Annotated in this window: 15 protein-coding genes and 1 pseudogene; 14 read left to right on the top strand and 2 right to left on the bottom strand. The window is 61.8% G+C overall.

The window, feature by feature from the left end; genetic code table 11:
• Positions 1-10 precede the first annotated feature (10 nt).
• Both RHE_RS16990 and RHE_RS16985 read left to right on the top strand, forming a co-directional pair.
• Complete coding sequence (locus tag RHE_RS16990) at positions 11-364, top strand: DUF6867 family protein (RefSeq protein WP_011426555.1); 354 nt, start codon at positions 11-13, stop codon at positions 362-364.
• Between the two features lie 120 nt (positions 365-484).
• Positions 485-1,606: a branched-chain amino acid ABC transporter substrate-binding protein gene (locus RHE_RS16985; protein WP_011426554.1), complete on the top strand. Its 1,122-nt coding sequence runs from the start codon at positions 485-487 to the stop codon at positions 1,604-1,606.
• A gap of 176 nt (positions 1,607-1,782) precedes the next feature.
• Here the strand turns inward: RHE_RS16985 and RHE_RS16980 are convergent, their stop codons facing one another.
• Positions 1,783-2,700, bottom strand: a complete 918-nt coding sequence (locus tag RHE_RS16980; protein ID WP_011426553.1) for a response regulator — start codon at positions 2,698-2,700, stop codon at positions 1,783-1,785.
• A pseudogene (locus RHE_RS16975) lies at positions 2,693-6,077 on the bottom strand (hybrid sensor histidine kinase/response regulator). The gene RHE_RS16980 and the pseudogene RHE_RS16975 overlap by 8 nt, the downstream one beginning before the upstream one ends.
• A 178-nt stretch (positions 6,078-6,255) precedes the next feature.
• On the opposite strand from RHE_RS16975, the gene RHE_RS16970 reads away from it, so the two are divergent.
• The 12 genes from RHE_RS16970 to RHE_RS16915 all read left to right on the top strand — a co-directional run bounded on the left by RHE_RS16970 (position 6,256) and on the right by RHE_RS16915 (position 16,889).
• Positions 6,256-8,160 (top strand): acid phosphatase, encoded by a 1,905-nt coding sequence (locus RHE_RS16970; RefSeq protein WP_042118950.1) that lies wholly within the window; start codon positions 6,256-6,258, stop codon positions 8,158-8,160.
• Positions 8,161-8,341: 181 nt separating this feature from the next.
• On the top strand, positions 8,342-9,634 hold the full coding sequence (gene urtA, locus RHE_RS16965; protein ID WP_011426551.1) for an urea ABC transporter substrate-binding protein: 1,293 nt from the start codon (positions 8,342-8,344) through the stop codon (positions 9,632-9,634).
• A gap of 109 nt (positions 9,635-9,743) precedes the next feature.
• Complete coding sequence (urtB, locus tag RHE_RS16960; protein WP_011426550.1) at positions 9,744-11,360, top strand: urea ABC transporter permease subunit UrtB; 1,617 nt, start codon at positions 9,744-9,746, stop codon at positions 11,358-11,360.
• Positions 11,357-12,520 carry an urea ABC transporter permease subunit UrtC gene (gene urtC, locus RHE_RS16955; protein WP_011426549.1) on the top strand — a complete coding sequence of 388 codons (1,164 nt, stop codon included), beginning with the start codon at positions 11,357-11,359 and terminating at the stop codon, positions 12,518-12,520. Before urtB ends, urtC begins: the two co-directional genes overlap by 4 nt.
• Positions 12,521-12,525: 5 nt before the next feature.
• A complete protein-coding gene (gene urtD, locus RHE_RS16950; RefSeq protein WP_011426548.1) occupies positions 12,526-13,281 on the top strand; it encodes an urea ABC transporter ATP-binding protein UrtD in 756 nt (251 codons plus the stop codon).
• Positions 13,282-13,356: 75 nt separating this feature from the next.
• Entirely contained in the window at positions 13,357-13,875 is a 519-nt protein-coding gene (locus RHE_RS16945) for a hypothetical protein (RefSeq protein WP_011426547.1), read from the top strand.
• Positions 13,876-13,894: 19 nt separating this feature from the next.
• A complete protein-coding gene (gene urtE / locus RHE_RS16940) occupies positions 13,895-14,590 on the top strand; it encodes an urea ABC transporter ATP-binding subunit UrtE (protein WP_011426546.1) in 696 nt (231 codons plus the stop codon).
• A 147-nt stretch (positions 14,591-14,737) separates the two neighbouring features.
• Entirely contained in the window at positions 14,738-15,559 is an 822-nt protein-coding gene (locus RHE_RS16935) for an urease accessory protein UreD (protein WP_042118949.1), read from the top strand.
• Between the two features lie 28 nt (positions 15,560-15,587).
• Entirely contained in the window at positions 15,588-15,890 is a 303-nt protein-coding gene (locus RHE_RS16930) for an urease subunit gamma (protein ID WP_011426544.1), read from the top strand.
• A 9-nt stretch (positions 15,891-15,899) separates the two neighbouring features.
• A complete protein-coding gene (locus tag RHE_RS16925) occupies positions 15,900-16,151 on the top strand; it encodes a DUF1272 domain-containing protein (protein WP_011426543.1) in 252 nt (83 codons plus the stop codon).
• A gap of 10 nt (positions 16,152-16,161) precedes the next feature.
• A complete protein-coding gene (locus RHE_RS16920) occupies positions 16,162-16,467 on the top strand; it encodes an urease subunit beta (RefSeq protein ID WP_011426542.1) in 306 nt (101 codons plus the stop codon).
• Positions 16,468-16,484: 17 nt separating this feature from the next.
• Positions 16,485-16,889 carry a lysozyme inhibitor LprI family protein gene (locus RHE_RS16915; protein WP_011426541.1) on the top strand — a complete coding sequence of 135 codons (405 nt, stop codon included), beginning with the start codon at positions 16,485-16,487 and terminating at the stop codon, positions 16,887-16,889.
• Positions 16,890-16,905 lie beyond the last annotated feature (16 nt).

Genomic DNA, 16,905 nt, shown 5'->3' with positions numbered 1-16,905 from the left:
GGAGTTTGATATGCAGGGACTTTTCTTCGAAAGCGATGACGGCGTCCGAGTTGTCATTCGCGCCCTCGTCGTACTGATTGGCTTCTGGACGGCTTGGCGAGCCGGCAAGGCGGTTGCGGACGGCTGGAACAATTATCCGCTCGCCGTGGTCTATACCTTCCTCCTTGCCTGGGCGATGCAGTTTCTACACCACGCCCTGTTCAATGGGCCGATGCTCAGCGCGTTCTATTATGGCATCGACTTCGTGACCTTGCTGGTCTTCTCGACGGCCGGCTTCCGCTTTCGCCGTACCAATCAGATGGTCAACAACTATTACTGGCTGTACGAAAAAACTTCCGCGTTTTCGTGGAAGGACAAACATTGACAGTCCGTTGAAACTAGGCATGAATTGCCTTCAGAGTGGAACAGCTTTCCTGGCGCAGTCAATGGTGGGTAATGCGCCGGGCCTTGGACCGGAACCCGCCCAAAAATTGGGAGTAACAATATGAAGAAGTCTCTTCTGTCGGCAGTGGCTCTGACGGCGATGGTCGCCTTCAGCGGCAACGCTTGGGCCGACGTCCTCATCGCTGTCGCTGGCCCGCTGACCGGCCCGAACGCCGCTTTCGGCGCTCAGCTTCAGAAGGGTGCCGAGCAGGCAGCCGCCGACATCAACGCTGCTGGCGGCATCAATGGCGAGCAGATCAAGATCGAGCTCGGCGACGACGTTTCCGACCCGAAGCAGGGCATTTCGGTCGCCAATAAATTCGTTGCCGACGGCGTCAAGTTCGTCATCGGCCACTTCAACTCGGGCGTTTCGATCCCGGCTTCAGAAGTCTATGCCGAAAACGGCATCCTCGAAATTACCCCGGCCGCCACGAACCCGAAGTTCACGGAACGGGGCCTCTGGAACACGTTCCGCACCTGCGGCCGTGACGACCAGCAGGGCGCCATCGCCGGCAAGTATCTCGCCGACCACTTCAAGGACGACAAGATCGCCGTCGTGCACGACAAGACCCCCTACGGTCAGGGTCTTGCAGACGAAACCAAGAAGGCGATGAATGCCGCCGGCCTGACAGAAGTCATGTACGAAGGCATCAACGTCGGCGACAAGGACTTCTCGGCCCTCATCGCCAAGATGAAGGAAGCCGGCGTCTCGATCATCTATTGGGGCGGTCTGCACACGGAAGCCGGTCTCATCATCCGTCAGGCCGCAGACCAGGGCCTGAAGGCAACGCTGGTTTCCGGTGACGGTATCGTTTCGAACGAACTGGCCTCGATCGCTGGGGACGCTGTCGCCGGTACGCTCAACACCTTCGGCCCCGATCCGACGCTGAACCCGGCGAACAAGGAGCTGGTCGAAAAGTTCAAGGCCGCCGGTTTCAACCCGGAAGCCTATACGCTCTATTCCTACGCTGCGATGCAGGCGATTGCCGGTGCCGCCAAGGCTGCCGGTTCGGTGGATCCTGAAGCCGTTGCCACGGCCATGAAGGAAAAGGGTCCGTTCCCGACGGTTCTCGGCGACATTTCGTTCGACGAAAAGGGCGACCCGAAGATTCCTGGCTACATCATGTACGAATGGAAGAAGGGCGCGGACGGCAAGTACACCTATGTCCCGCAGGGCATGTAAGCTTCGCTTGCCTGTCGGTAACATGATCTGATCGAAGCCCGGTTCCGGCCGGGCTTCTTTCTTTTTCGGGACATCTCAATGGTGGTGCGCCTTCTCGAGGCGAGGGACGTGCCGGACCGGGTTGTTCGAAAGCTTGCAGCCGACATCGTGCCGGTGGCGCCCCGTTTCAATATCCCTCATATCTCATGCAGAACATGCGTTGCCTTCACGGCCGCCGACGCCCGGTTTTCGACGCCGAGTTTCACGTAGATCTGTTCGAGGTGTTTGTTCACGGTGCGCGCCGACAAACCCAGTATTTCGCCGATGTCACGGTTGGCCTTGCCCTTGGCGATCCAGAGCAGCACTTCGGATTCTCGTTGGGTGAGCGCAAAACGCTGGCGCAGCATCTCGTCGTCGCTACGCTGGCTGGCGGCGGTGAGGCGGAAGAGATATTCATCCGGGCCGATCGAACCGAGGAAGGCAAGCTGCAGCGCCGCCTGGCCGGCATGGGTGATTGAGATGATGCCGTCGCGCCCTGCTGTCGTGCGGTCGCGCATCCAGCCGGCGATATGACGAACGACGATCTCCATGCCATCGTCACTGCCCATGGCGGCATTGACCAGCCGGGTCGCCTGCGGCGTCGACCAGTGGATCGCACCGTCGCCCTTGACCGCCAGCAGATGACGGCCGGCAGCGTCCAGCGCGACGCGGGCGCTCCGGGCCGAGCGGGCATTGCGCAGATGAACGCGGATGCGGGCGCGCAGTTCGTCGATGTTGATCGGTTTGGTGAGGTAATCGACGCCGCCGGACTCCAGCGCGTGCACGACATGCTCGGTCTCCGTCAGGCCAGTCATGAAGATAACCGGCACCTGGGCCACAGTGACATTTGCCTTCAGCCTGCGGCAGGTCTCGAAGCCGTCCATCACGGGCATCACGGCGTCGAGCAGGATGAGATCAGGCGTGATCCGCTCGACGATGCCGAGTGCTGCCGGGCCAGAGGTGGCGATGAGAACGGAGAAGCCGGACTGTTCGAGCGCATCTGTCAGGAAACCCAGCGCTTCCGGCGAGTCGTCGACCAGCAGAACGATGTCGCGAGGGAGGGCCGGCTCAGCCAATGGATTCCACCTTTTCGTCGAAGTCGTGCAGGAAGGTCATGAAGCCGGTCAGATCGAAGGCGGCCACATAGGGTCGAAGAGCCTCCGTGAATGGCCGATTTGCCTCCACTTTGGCAAGGTCCGAAAGCTTGGCTTCGATGCCCCTGATGTAGCCGATCTCGCCGAGCCGCAGCAATTCCTGCACATTGGCTGCACCCGGGCTTAGCAGCTGCGCCTCGGTCTTTGCAGGAGCGGCGGGCGCGTCATCGGCATAGATCCAGTTCAGGCCGAGATGCAAAGCGAGCTTGTCGCGCAGCTGGCGGATGTCGACTGGTTTGCCGATCGCATCATTGTGGCTGTCGTCGCTGTCACTCAGAACCGTTGCATCGCCGATATTGGCCGAAAGCATCAGCACCGGTGCCGTCTGGCCAGCCTCACGCAGACGCGAGACGAGCTGCCAGCCGCTCATGCCGGGCATCAGTATATCGACGAGGAAGAGATCCGGCAGGATGCCGTCGATCAGTGTCAGGCATTCGGCGCCGCCTGCCGCCCGTTAGCACGATGAAATCGAGCGGCGCCAGGATTTCGCGCATCATCTCGCGGTGATCCTCATTGTCGTCGACGACGACGATGGTGCGGCGTGGACCGTCGTAACTGACGATGCGTTTTTCCTGCGGCGGCGCGGCGGCGCGCATGACGGCGGACAGCATCAGCCGCACACGGAATGCCGAGCCTTCGTCCTTGACGCTCGAGACCGCAATCTCGCCGCCAAGCGTGTTGGTCAGAAGCCGGGTGATGGTGAGGCCGAGGCCGAGGCCCGGCATCGGCCGCACGCTGTCTGCCTCGCCCCGCTGGAAAGGTTCGTAGATACGCGTCAGGTCCTTCTCGGCGATGCCGCGGCCGGTATCGGTGACGGTGAAGGTCGCGACCTGACTGCGATAGGCGACATCGAAGGTGACGCTGCCTTCGTCGGTGAACTTGATGGCATTGGAGAGCAGGTTGACGAGAATCTGGCGCAGGCGCTTTTCATCGGTGCGGACGAATTGCGGCAGGGCCGGCGACCGCTCATGGATGAAGGCAAGTCCCTTTGCCTGTGCCTGCGGGCGAAACAGCTCGATGATCTGGTCGAGGAAGTCCTGGATGTTGATCTCGTTCGAATAGACCTGCAGGCGGCCGGCCTCGATCTTGGAAATATCGAGCAGGCCGTCGATCAGCCCCGAGAGATGTTCGGCGCTGCGGCGGATCACCTTGATCGAGGATTGGCGCGGCGCGGGGATCGTTTCGTCGCGTTCGAGGATCTGGGCATAGCCGAGCACGGCATTCAGCGGCGTGCGCAGTTCGTGGCTGAGGCCGACGACATAGCGGCTCTTGGCGCGGTTGGCAGCCTCGGCCGTCTCCTTAGCGTTCTGCAGGGCCGCATCGGTTTTCTTGTGGGCGGCGATTTCCCTGAGCAGCAGCGTGTTCTGGCGCGAGGATTCCTCCTCGGCGACGACGCGACTGTCATGGGCGAGCACATAGAACCAGCAGACGACGCCTGATATCACCGAGAAGACGAAGAAGACGATCAGAATGGTGCGATCGACAACCTCTGCCGTTTCCGGCGAGGCGGAGGCAACCTGATGGGCGATCATCGCCAGGATCGCGCCGATGGCGGTCAGCGCCAGCGCAACGGCGATGGCGTAACGGCCGAGGCGCGTCGTCAGCTTGCCCAGAATACTCTCCGGCAGCAGCGTCCTCGCGACGGTGCCGACCTGGGCGTTGAAATGCGCGGCCGGCTTGCACATGTCGTGGCAGCGGCTGTCGAGCGAACAGCAGAGCGAGCAGATCGGTGCGGCGTAGGCCGGGCACCAGGCCATATCCTCCGGCTCGAATGGGTGCTCACAGACGGAACAGGTGATGTTCGTCTGGTTCTTCCAGCTCTGGCGAGGCTTGCGGGCAAGGTAGAATTTTCCCTTTGTCGCCCAGGCGAGCGCCGGCGTGGCGATAAGGGCTATGACGAGGGTGATATAGGGGGCGAGCGAAGCGGCTGTCTCGCCGAAGGTGCCGAAATGGGCGACCAGCGATATCGTCGCCGACAGCGTCATGGCGCCGAGGCCGACCGGGTTGATGTCGTAGAGATGGGCCCGCTTGAACTCGATGCCGGGAGGGGCAAGTCCCAGCGGCTTGTTGATGAAGAGATCGGCCGAGATCGTGCAGAGCCAGGCCATGGCGATGATCGAGAAGATGCCGAGCGTCTCTTCCAGCAGCCGGTAGATACCGAGCTCCATTAGGAGCAGGGCGATCGCGACATTGAAGACAAGCCAGATGACGCGGCCGGGATGGCTGTGGGTCAGCCGTGAGAAGAAATTCGACCAGGCCAGCGAGCCGGCATAGGCGTTCATCACGTTGATCTTGAGCTGCGAAACGACGACGAAGGCGGCCATCAGCAGCAGTGCGGCGTTATGCCAGGGCACCATGTAACCGAAGGCGGTCAGATACATCTGCGCCGGATCGGCGGCACGGTCGAGAGGCACGCCCGAGGCGAGGGTCAGCACGACGAGGAACGAGCCGGCAAGCAGCTTCGGTGCGCCGATGATGACCCAACCGGGACCGGCGAGGAAGACGGCGAGGCGATGGCGCCACTTGCGCTGCGAGACCGGCGGCAGGAAGCGCAGGAAATCGGCCTGTTCGCCGATCTGCGACATCAGCGCCAGGATGACGGCGGAGGCGGCGCCGAACTCAACCAGATCGAAGCGTGCGACGGTGCCGGGAGGACCGGAGGCATGCCGGATGCCGGCGAAGGCACGCCAAAGGTCGAACTTTCCCCAGTCCATGATGGCAATGAAGATGAAGGGCAGGATGTTCAGCACGATCCAGAAAGGCTGGGTCATCAGCTGGAACTTGCTGATCAGCCGCACGCCGTGTGTCACCAGCGGGATCACCATGACGGCGCTGATGATATAGCCGATCCAAAGCGGAATGCCGAGGGTGAGCTCGAGCGCCCCGGACATGATCGAGGCCTCGATCGCAAACAGCATGAAGGTGAAGCCCGCATAGATCAGCGAGGTGATGGTCGAGCCGATGTAGCCGAAGCCGGCGCCGCGCGTCAGAAGATCGATGTCGACGCCGTGGCGGATGGCGTATCGGCTGATCGGCAGACCGATCGCCAGCATGGCGATCGAGGCGACGATGATGGCGTAGAAGGCGTTGGTGGTGCCGTAGGAGAGGGTGATCGCGGCGCCGATCGCTTCGAGCGCCAAGAAAGAAATCGCGCCGATCGCCGTCTGCGAAATGCGTTCGGAGGAAAAATGGCGGGCGCTCTTTGCGGTGAACCGCAGCGCGTAATCTTCCAGCGTCTGATTGGCGACCCAGCGATTATATTCGCGTCTCACCGGAATGATGCGTTGGCGCGCTGTCATGCCTTCTTTCCGGCACTCTCGTTGGGCTCATGTTTCCACAGCAGTTTTGGCGGGATCAACAGGAAAGGCAAGAGGCGGAGCACTGGCGGATTCGCAGAACAGTAATATTTTTGAAACGGCGCTGTCACATAAGCGCTCTAACCCTCCTGCCGTTCGTTCAATCATTTCGGGTACACTCATGTCTGTTTCAAAATTTTGCCGCCTGAGCACCGCTCTTGTCTGCCTCATTTCGATCGTGCCATCGCTTGCCGCCGCCGAGCAGCAGACGGCCGCGAAAGCGCCTTATGCTGAAACAGGAAACACCAATAAGCGCGGGGACGCCTGCTTCTCGACGGTGGACACCAATGCTGCCGTCCATCTTCTCTCCGGCTTCCTCGAAATCTGGACCCCACGCACGCCTTTCGTCGATGCCGCTGTGGAAGCCGCAGCCAAGGACAATTGTCCTGCAGTGGCCAAGACGGATTGGGACGGCATCCCCTTCAGCAAGACCGACGGCCAGATAGTCAACAAGCTCGTCCATGATGCGAACATCGCCTATGTCGTCAAGGCGACGCGGGCGCGGACCGCCGAGCAGGCGGTTGCCGCCTATCTCGACGACCGGCGCGGCAAGAATGCCAGCATCGTCGATGGTCTCGGTCCGCTGACGGATGCCTGGAAGGCCGGTTCCAAGCAGATCACCACGATCACTGAGGTCGCGGCCGACGCGACGACGGTCAAATATGACGACAAGGGTAACAATCGCGGTGCCGGCAGCAAAGCAGATACGGAAAACAAGACCGATGCCAATCCGGACATGGGCCTCGCCATCGACTTCATCAACGCCGCAAGCGGCGATGGCTCGACGGAGCCCGCCAAGCGCTATTTCAAATATGCCCGTCCCTATCGCTGGAGCCCGGACGTCTCGGTCGTCCCGGCGCTCGAGCCCGCCAAAAGCAGCAAGCCGGTCGAGGACGGTGGCTTCCCCAGCGGACATACGGCGGAAGCCTGGCGGGATGCGCTTGCCATGGCCTATCTGGTGCCGCAGCGATTCCACGAAATGATCGCGCGCGCCAGCGAAATGGGTGAAGACCGCATCCTTGCCGGCATGCACTCCCCCCTCGACGTGATGGGCGGCCGCATGCTCGGCACCGCCACGGTCGTCTATAACCTGAACAAGTCCGACAATGCAGCGCTGAAGAGCGCTGCCTACGCCCAGGCGCAGTCATGGCTGATCGCCAAGTCGGGTGTTGCTGATGCGGGTGCGCTCGAAGTCGCCGCCCATGCGGCGCCGCTTCCGGCGGACCGTTTCGCCGATCATGACGCCAATCGCGCCTACGTGCTGCAGCGACTGAGCTATGGGCTGCCGACGATCCATGCGACCGACCAGCCAGCTCGCGTGCCGCAGGGCGCCGAAGCGCTTCTCGAGACCCGTCTGCCCTATCTCGACGGCGAGCAGCGCCGCGAGGTGCTTCGCACAACGGAAATCGCCTCGGGCTATCCGCTTCTCGACGACGCGGAAGGCTACGGCCGCCTTAATCTGTTTGCCGCCGCTGATGGCTATGGCGCTTTCGACCAAGATGTGACCGTGACGATGGATGCGGCAAAGGGCGGCTTCAATGCGATCGACACCTGGCGCAACGACATCGGCGGCAAGGGTAAGCTGGTGAAGCGCGGTAGCGGCATTCTCGGTCTTTCCGGAGCCAACAGCTATGCCGGCGGCACCGTGCTGGAAGAGGGCGTGCTGGTAGCCGGCTCTCCCTTGGCCCTCGGCGCCGGCGGGCTCACGGTGAATGGCGGTTCGCTCATCGTGACGGCCGACAAGCCCCTGGTCGTGGGCGGCGACTATCAGCAGCTCGCCAGTGCGACGGCGAAGCCGACGCTCGGCGCAAATGGCGCCGGCACGCTGGTCGTTGCAGGCAAGGCGACGCTCGCCGGCGATCTTGACGTGGCGCTTGCTCATGGTTTTGCGCCGGCCCCAGGAACGAAGATCGAAATCCTGAAGGCTGCCGCCATTACCGGCACCTTCGGCAAATTCACCATCTCCGGCCACAGGGCGACGCTATCCTATGGCTCGACTTCAGTCACCCTGACGATCGACGACTAATATCGAACCGACAGGGCATCCCCTCTGGTGGGGATGCCCGTGCTTTCCCGGCCTGCGCATTCGACCCCTGCGCCTACGTCATTTTGCGTATGTGTTTTTGCGCTGCAGCGCCCGATAGTCCCCTCGGCAACAGTTAACTCCGTTTCCGGCCTGTTGCGGAACAAGAGAGGGGATCAACCATATGAATCTCAAATCCACGATTACGAGTGCCGCGATCGGCGCCGTCATGGCGGCGTCGGCTGCCTTCAGCGGTGCGGCTGCGGCCGATGATACGATTAAGGTCGGCGTGCTGCATTCGCTTTCCGGCACGATGGCGATTTCCGAAACCACGCTGAAAGACGCCATGCTGATGCTCATCGACGAGCAGAACAAGAAGGGCGGTCTTCTCGGCAAGAAGCTCGAGGCCGTCGTCGTCGACCCGGCTTCCGACTGGCCGCTCTTTGCTGAAAAGGCACGCGAGCTGATCGAAAAGGACAAGGTCGCCGCCGTCTTTGGCTGCTGGACGTCGTCCTCGCGCAAATCCGTCCTGCCGGTTTTCGAAGAGCTGAACTCGCTGCTTTTCTACCCCGTGCAGTATGAGGGCGAAGAATCCTCGCGCAACATCTTCTATACCGGTGCTGCGCCGAACCAGCAGGCGATTCCGGCGGTCGACTACCTGATGAAGACCGAGGGCGTGAAGCGTTTCGTGCTCGAAGGCACCGACTACGTCTATCCGCGTACAACCAACAAGATTCTGGCAGCCTATCTCGAATCCAAGGGCATCCCGAAGGAAGACATTCTCGTCAACTACACGCCGTTCGGCTTCTCCGATTGGCAGACCGAAGTCGCTAAGATCAAGGAGTTCGGTTCTGCCGGCAAGAAGACCGCCGTCGTCTCCACGATCAATGGCGATGCCAACGTGCCCTTCTACAAGGAACTCGGCAACCAGGGCATCAAGGCAACCGATATTCCGGTTGTCGCCTTCTCGGTCGGCGAAGAAGAGCTTGCCGGTCTCGACACGAAGCCGCTCGTCGGCCATCTCGCCGCCTGGAACTACTTCGAGTCGGTGGAAAGCCCGGCCAACAAGAAATTCATCAAGGAATGGCATGCGTTCACCAAGAACGACAAGCGCGTGACCAACGACCCGATGGAAGCCGCGTATATCGGCTTCAATGCCTGGGTGAAGGCCGTTCAGGCCGCCGGCACCACCAATACCGACGCCGTTCTCGACAACATCATCGGCGTCACCGTTCCGAACCTCTCCGGCGGCTATGCCACCGTCATGCCGAACCACCACATCACCAAGCCGGTGCTGATCGGCGAAATTCAGGCCGACGGCCAGTTCGAAATCGTGCAGCAGACGCCTGCCGTCGTCGGCGACGAGTGGTCTGACTATCTGCCCGACTCCAAGGACCTGATCTCCGATTGGCGCAAGCCTCTCTCCTGCGGCAACTTCAACGTCGCGACCGGCAAGTGCGGCGGCAAGGGCTCCTGACGCACCCGATCCGTCAACAGACTGAAGACTTCCGCCCGGACTTCATCCGGGCGGAAGCTCCGTCCTACCGCTGCGCCGCAAGGCCGATGACCATCGAGGCGAGAGAGCGATGTTTCGCGCCATGAAGATTTTCCTTTTGACTTTTTGCCTGATGCTTTCCGGACTGGCGACTGGGCTTCGGGCCGCGGACGACGTGCACATCCTCGTCGACGCGCTCGGCGCCGGCGGCTTTCCCGAGCGTGATGCAGCCATCCGGGCGCTTGTCGCCTCCGGAAATTCGCACGTCAGCCAAATTCTGCAGCAGCTGAGCGACGGCCAACTCTACGTGAACTCCGAAGGCGGCCCCGTTCTGGTGCAGGGCGGTACGGAGGACGAGCCGACCTATTCCGATCCGATCACCGGCGAGACGGTCGCCGATGTCGATCCCGACGCGATGTCGAAGGTCAAGATCAACAATGCACTGCGCACCACCATCACCACAATGATGAGCCAGCTGACGCTGCTGAGCCCGGATCGTTCGGCGCGGCTCGCAGCCGCCGAAGGTATGCTCAAGGATGCCGATCCCGCTAATCTCGATCTGCTGAGTTCGGCTCTTTCGGCCGAAAAGGACGGCGAGATCAGGAGCACGATGGAAGCGGCGCGCGCCGTAATGATGTTGAAGAGCGACTCAGCCATCGAGGACAAGAAGGCGGCAATCGATACGATCGCCGCCCGCGGCGGCCGCAATGCGCTGATGATTTTGACGATGGCTAGGGCGACCGCGCCTGACGACCTGAGACCCGCTATCGAGGCTGAAATCAATTCGATCAACCGCAGCCTGGCGCTTTGGGACATTGTCCAGAACGTCTGGTACGGCCTGTCGCTCGGCTCGGTTCTGCTGCTTGCAGCGATCGGCCTTGCCATTACCTTCGGCGTTATGGGCGTCATCAACATGGCGCATGGCGAGATGGTGATGATCGGCGCCTATACGACCTATGTGGTGCAGGAAACGATCGCCTCGTCCTTTCCCTCGCTCGACGATTATTCGCTGGCCTTCGCAGTGCCGGCAGCCTTCCTCTTCACCGGCCTCGTCGGCCTCGTGATCGAACGTTCGGTGATCCGCTATCTCTACGGCCGGCCGCTGGAAACGCTGCTCGCCACCTGGGGCGTTTCGCTGATCCTGCAGCAGGCGATCCGCAGCTATTTCGGCCCGACCAATCGCGAGGTCCGCAATCCGAGCTGGATGTCGGGCGCCTTCGATCTCGGAGGGCTCGTCATCACCTGGAACCGGCTCTGGATCATCGTCTTCTCGCTGGCCGTCTTCCTGACGCTGCTGATGCTGCTCAAGCGCTCAGCCTTCGGCCTGCAGATGCGGGCAGTCACCCAGAACCGGCGCATGGCCTCCTCCATGGGTATCCGCACCGGCTGGGTGGACGCTTTCACTTTCGCGCTCGGCTCGGGCATTGCCGGCATGGCCGGTGTGGCGCTCTCGCAGATCGACAACGTCTCGCCGAACCTTGGCCAGAATTACATCATCGACAGCTTCATGGTGGTCGTCTTCGGCGGCGTCGGCAACCTCTGGGGCACGCTGGTCGGCGCGCTCTCGCTCGGCGTCGTCAACAAGTTCCTTGAGCCCTTCGCCGGCGCCGTGCTCGGGAAGATCCTGGTGCTCGTCCTCATCATTCTTTTCATCCAGAAGCGTCCGCGCGGGCTCTTCGCACTCAAAGGAAGGGCGGTGGAAGCATGATAACGGCTTTCCTTCTCCGGTCTCTCGATCGCAGGATTTCGGTCGCCGTGGCGCTGCTGCTGGCGATCGCCATCCTCGTGCCGATCTTGAACCTTGCGACCAGCCCGAGCCACCCGCTGCACATCCCGACCTACATCATGGCGCTGTTCGGCAAGTATCTGACCTATGCGCTGCTGGCGCTGGCGCTCGATCTCGTCTGGGGTTTCTGCGGCATCCTCTCGCTCGGCCACGGCGCCTTCTTCGCGCTCGGCGGTTATGCGATGGGCATGTATCTGATGCGCCAGATAGGCTCGCGCGGCGTCTACGGCGACCCTGTTCTGCCCGATTTCATGGTGTTCCTGAACTGGAAGGAACTGCCCTGGTTCTGGTACGGTTTCGACCAGTTCTGGTTTGCGGCGCTGATGGTGCTCGCCGTGCCGGGCCTGCTCGCCTTCGTATTCGGCTGGTTCGCCTTCCGCTCGCGCGTCAACGGCGTTTACCTCTCGATCATCACCCAGGCGATGACCTATGCGCTGTTGCTGGCCTTCTTCCGCAACGACATGGGCTTCGGCGGCAATAACGGCATGACCGACTTCAAGGATATTCTCGGTTTCAACATCCAGGCTGACGGCACGCGCGCGAGCCTTTTTGCCGCGACCGCGATCTTCGTGGCCCTGTCGCTGACGATCGCCTCGGCAATCGTGCGGTCGAAATTCGGCAAGGTGCTCGTCGGCGTGCGCGATGCCGAAGGCCGCACACGCTTCCTCGGTTACCGGGTCGAGCATTTCAAGCTCTTCACCTTCGTCGTCTCGGCCATGATGGCGGGCATTGCCGGGGCGCTCTACGTGCCGCAGGTCGGCATCATCAATCCCGGTGAATTCGCGCCTGCCAACTCGATCGAAGTCGTCATCTGGACGGCGGTCGGGGGGCGAGGGACGCTCATCGGGCCCATCATCGGGGCGATCCTCGTCAACGGCGGGAAGACGATCTTCACCGGCCTCTTTCCGGAGTTCTGGCTGTTTGCCCTCGGCGGTCTCTTCGTCGCCGTCACGCTGTTCCTGCCAAGGGGCGTCGTCGGCACGATCTCGCACTCTTTCGCCAAGCGGCAGAGCACTACCGAGGCTGCGCCGCCGGCGGCGCAGGAAGACGGCGCCGAGCCGAAAATCCAGGCAGCGGAGTGAAGGCTATGATCCCTGACGTCAAACCCACCAGCGTGCTCTATCTCAGCGGCGTCTCCGTTTCCTTCGATGGATTCAAGGCGCTGAATTCGCTGTCGATCGTCATCGAACCGGGCGAGCTTCGCGCCATCATCGGCCCGAACGGCGCCGGCAAGACGACGATGATGGATATCATCACCGGCAAGACAAGGCCCGACGAGGGCCAGGTGTTTTTCAACGGCACGATCGATCTCACCAAGAAGGACGAAGCAGATATCGCCCAGCTCGGCATTGGCCGCAAATTTCAGAAGCCGACGGTCTTCGAAAGCCACACGGTCTGGGACAATCTGGAGCTGGCGCTGAACCGCCGGCGCTCCGTCTTTTCGACGCTGTTCTACCGGCTTGCAGATGAGGATAAGGCGTGCATCGAGGGAATCCTCGAAACGGTGCGGCTGACGCACCGCCGCGACGAACTGGCAGCCAATCTTTCGCACGGGCAGAAACAGTGGTTGGAGATCGGCATGCTGCTCGCGCAGGAGCCGAAGCTGCTGCTCGTCGACGAACCGGTGGCCGGCATGACGGATGCGGAAACGGCGGAAACGGCGATCCTGCTCCAGGACATCGCCAAGACCCGTTCGGTCGTTGTCGTTGAACATGATATGGGCTTCATCCGCGATCTCGGCGTCAAGGTGACATGCCTTGCCGAAGGCTCCGTGCTGGCGGAGGGCTCAATCGATTTCGTAAGCTCCGATCCGAAGGTGATCGAGAACTATCTGGGGCGGTGACGAATGCAACTACAGGCTTGAACCCGATGAGAGAACAAGCTCTAAAACGAGCGGGGTTTATCGCGGGGTTTCAACATGGCTTTTCTCGGTATTCTGGTCATGGCGATCAGCGGCGCGGCTGTCTGGTACTGGCGATTGAAAATGATGCGTGAGGCGGGAAGCGAGATCATCGATTCCGTTGAGCGCATGCGGGGCGCCTATAAACGCGGAAAGTTGCGCAAGCAGGCCGAGGCAGCGCCACTGGCCTCGATCGCCGATCCGGCGATTGCGGCGGTGGCCTTCTTCTTCTGCCTTGCCAAGGAAAAGCCGATCCATCTCGACGCGGCGAAAGACGTCGTCCGCAATCGCATGAAAGGCATCATCCGCCCAGGCGACATGGAAGAGGTGCTGGTTTTCGGCGAGTGGGCGTCCAAGAACGTCACCAGTCCCGAAGATCCGATCCGCCGATTCCGGGATCTCTGGCTAAAGGCGCTCGACGTGCAGGAGCGTCAGCAACTGATCGGCATTGCCGAGGACGTGGCCGCGGCCGGCGGCGAAAGAACAAAAGAACAGGAATACGCCTTGCAGACGCTGAGGCGCACGCTGATGAACTGATGGGGAATGGGGTGAACGAATGCTGACAGTCGAAAACGCAAATCTGCATTATGGCGCGGCGCAAGCGCTGCGCGGCATCTCGATCAAGGCGGAGATGGGCAAGATCACCTGCGTGCTCGGGCGCAACGGCGTCGGCAAGAGTTCGCTTCTGCGCGCCGTGACCGGGCAGCATCCGCTGTCGGCCGGCACCATCACCTTCAATGACATAAGGCTGAACGGCCTGCCGCCCTTCGCTCGCGCCAAGCAGGGCATCGGCTACGTGCCGCAGGGGCGGGAAATCTTCCCGCTGCTGACGGTGAAAGAAAATCTCGAAACCGGCTTTGCGCCGCTCGGCCGTCGCGACCGCAACATCCCCGATGATATATTCAGCCTCTTCCCGGTGCTGAAGTCGATGTTGTCGCGGCGCGGCGGCGATCTCTCCGGCGGGCAGCAGCAGCAGCTGGCGATCGGGCGCGCCATGGTGACGCGCCCGAGGATACTCGTGCTCGATGAGCCGACCGAAGGCATTCAGCCGTCGATCATCAAGGATATCGGCCGGGCGATCCGTTACCTGCGCGATTCCACAGGCATGGCGATCCTGCTCGTCGAGCAATATCTCGATTTCTGCCGGGAGCTGGCCGACTATGTCTACATCATGGATCGCGGCGAGATCGTGCATGAAGGACATGCGGAGACGCTGGATACGCCGGAGGCTCGCCGTCATCTGACCGTCTGACCGGCAGATGCCGCATTTTACGGCAGGAGGCGCAATGCTTTGCCGATCTCCCGTGGCGGCTGACGGTTTTCGCAGGCGGCATGGGAATTGCTTCCTTTCCAATCTGCGCGATTGAATGGAAGCGGTGGCGCGACCGAAAGGAACGATATGACGATTGTGGCGACAGCCACGCGACCGCAAAGAGCGGAGGGGCGCGGACATCTGGCGGCAAAGCTGCTCGATGGCCGTACGCGCATCCGTGAGCTCTATCAGGAGGGTGCGGCGAAGATCCGCCTGCCGAATACGTTCGACGCCTCGATGGAAGCCGTCATCATCAACACCGCAGGCGGGCTGACGGGCGGCGACCGGATGGATTGGAGCGTCGTTGCCGGCGCCGGCACGAAGATCGACGTCACCACCCAGGCCTGCGAAAAGATCTACAAGGCGTCAGCCGGCGTCGCCGAGGTGACGACCCGCATTGAAGCGGGCGCGGGGGCGCGGGTCGACTGGCTGCCGCAGGAAACGATCCTCTTCGACCGGGCAGCACTCTTTCGCCGGCTCGATGTCGATCTCGACGAGAGCGCCGAATTCCTGGCCGTCGAAGCCGTGCTGCTCGGCCGCAAAGCGATGGGCGAAACGGTTGACACGGGTCTCTTTCGCGACCGCTGGCGCATCCGCCGCTCAGGCCGACTGATCCATGCCGAGGAGCTCAGGTTTTCCGAGGGTGTTGCGGCGCTCTCGGCGCGCCAGGCGGTGCTCGGCGGGCAGGTTGCCTTTGCGACGCTGCTTTATGCCGGGCCGCTGGCGGAAGCCTATCTCGGCCGGGTCAGGTCCCTCCTTGAAGGAGCGATGGGTGGCGCAAGCGCCTGGGGCGACAAGCTGGTCGTGCGCCTTGCGGCGGCCGACGGTTTCACGCTGAGAAAAATCCTGATCCCTGTTATTTCCGTCTTGCGCAATGGTGCGCCTGTGCCGAAAGTCTGGAATCTCTAAAGCGAAGCATCAAGCAGATGGGCAAGCAATGAACCTCACTCCGAGAGAAAAAGACAAGCTGCTGATATCAATGGCGGCGATCGTGGCGCGGCGGCGGCTCGAGCGCGGCGTCAAGCTGAACTATCCCGAAGCGATCGCGCTGATCAGCGACTTCGTCGTCGAGGGCGCTCGAGACGGCCGTCCGGTCGCCGAACTGATGGAGGCCGGCGCCCATGTGATCAGCCGCGATCAGGTGATGGAGGGCATTGCCGAGATGATCCACGACGTGCAGGTGGAGGCGACATTCCCCGATGGCACCAAGCTCGTTACCGTTCACGAACCGATCCGGTGAGGAAAAAGAATGTTGGAGCTCAGACCCAATTGCGAGTGCTGTGACAAGGATTTGCCGCCTGAAAGCGCCGAGGCGCGGATCTGCACCTATGAATGCACCTTCTGCGCCGATTGCGTAGACGGCGTGCTGAAGGGCGTTTGCCCGAATTGCGGCGGAAATCTCGTCGCGAGGCCTATCCGCCCGGCAGCCATGCTCGCCAAACATCCGGCGTCGACGAAACGCGTGCTAAAGGCCGAGGGCTGCGCGCCCAGGGCCGCTTGAGGAGAATGAGATGATTCCAGGCGAAATCATTGCCGCAAGCGGCGATATCGAACTCAACGCCGGCGCGCCGACGGTGACGCTGGAGGTTTCCAACACGGGCGACCGGCCGGTGCAGGTGGGCAGCCACTATCATTTCGCCGAGACCAATGCCGGCCTCTCCTTCGATCGCGCCGCCGCGCACGGCAAGCGGCTCGATATTCCCTCGGGAACGGCCGTGCGTTTCGAGCCGGGGCAGACGCGCTCGGTGACGCTGATCCCGCTTTCCGGCAGGCGCGAGGTCTATGGCTTCCGCCAGCTGGTGATGGGCAAGCTTTAGAAGAACGGGAGAGGTGAATGCGTCTGAATATTTGCCTCGGGGCGGCGATGCTGTTTGTGGTCGACGGTGCGTCCGCGCAGGATGTCGATTGCAAGAATCCGCAGACGCAATCGGACATGACCTCCTGCGAAGAGGCACGCCATGAGGCTGCCGACAAGGCGCTGAACGAACAATATAAGAAGACGCGTGCCGCCATGGCGGCGATCGACAAGGATCTCGACGGCGACATGAAGGGCGCGGAGAAGGCGCTGGTCAAGGCGCAGCGCGCCTGGATCGACTATCGCGACGCAGAATGCGATGCCTTCGGCTTTCAGGCCCGTGGCGGCACGATGGAGCCGATGCTGGTTGCCGGATGTCTGGCGGAAGAGACGGACAAGCGCACCAAAGAGCTGAAAGAGCTCGAAGAAACGATGGGCAACTAAGGTGATCAGGAAGATC

The organism is Rhizobium etli CFN 42, assembly GCF_000092045.1.
Lineage (GTDB): Bacteria > Pseudomonadota > Alphaproteobacteria > Rhizobiales > Rhizobiaceae > Rhizobium > Rhizobium etli.
Note: the sequence above shows the minus strand (reverse complement) of the source record. Positions and strands in the feature narration are given on the sequence as shown.

Coding starts and splice junctions, on each gene's coding strand:
- urtB (WP_011426550.1), top strand. CDS start 9,744: ATGTTTCGCGCCATGAAGATTTTCCTTTTGACTTTTTGCCTGATGCTT.
- urtD (WP_011426548.1), top strand. CDS start 12,526: ATGATCCCTGACGTCAAACCCACCAGCGTGCTCTATCTCAGCGGCGTC.
- urtA (WP_011426551.1), top strand. CDS start 8,342: ATGAATCTCAAATCCACGATTACGAGTGCCGCGATCGGCGCCGTCATG.
- RHE_RS16920 (WP_011426542.1), top strand. CDS start 16,162: ATGATTCCAGGCGAAATCATTGCCGCAAGCGGCGATATCGAACTCAAC.
- RHE_RS16915 (WP_011426541.1), top strand. CDS start 16,485: ATGCGTCTGAATATTTGCCTCGGGGCGGCGATGCTGTTTGTGGTCGAC.
- RHE_RS16935 (WP_042118949.1), top strand. CDS start 14,738: ATGACGATTGTGGCGACAGCCACGCGACCGCAAAGAGCGGAGGGGCGC.
- RHE_RS16930 (WP_011426544.1), top strand. CDS start 15,588: ATGAACCTCACTCCGAGAGAAAAAGACAAGCTGCTGATATCAATGGCG.
- RHE_RS16925 (WP_011426543.1), top strand. CDS start 15,900: ATGTTGGAGCTCAGACCCAATTGCGAGTGCTGTGACAAGGATTTGCCG.
- urtE (WP_011426546.1), top strand. CDS start 13,895: ATGCTGACAGTCGAAAACGCAAATCTGCATTATGGCGCGGCGCAAGCG.
- urtC (WP_011426549.1), top strand. CDS start 11,357: ATGATAACGGCTTTCCTTCTCCGGTCTCTCGATCGCAGGATTTCGGTC.
- RHE_RS16985 (WP_011426554.1), top strand. CDS start 485: ATGAAGAAGTCTCTTCTGTCGGCAGTGGCTCTGACGGCGATGGTCGCC.
- RHE_RS16970 (WP_042118950.1), top strand. CDS start 6,256: ATGTCTGTTTCAAAATTTTGCCGCCTGAGCACCGCTCTTGTCTGCCTC.
- RHE_RS16945 (WP_011426547.1), top strand. CDS start 13,357: ATGGCTTTTCTCGGTATTCTGGTCATGGCGATCAGCGGCGCGGCTGTC.
- RHE_RS16990 (WP_011426555.1), top strand. CDS start 11: ATGCAGGGACTTTTCTTCGAAAGCGATGACGGCGTCCGAGTTGTCATT.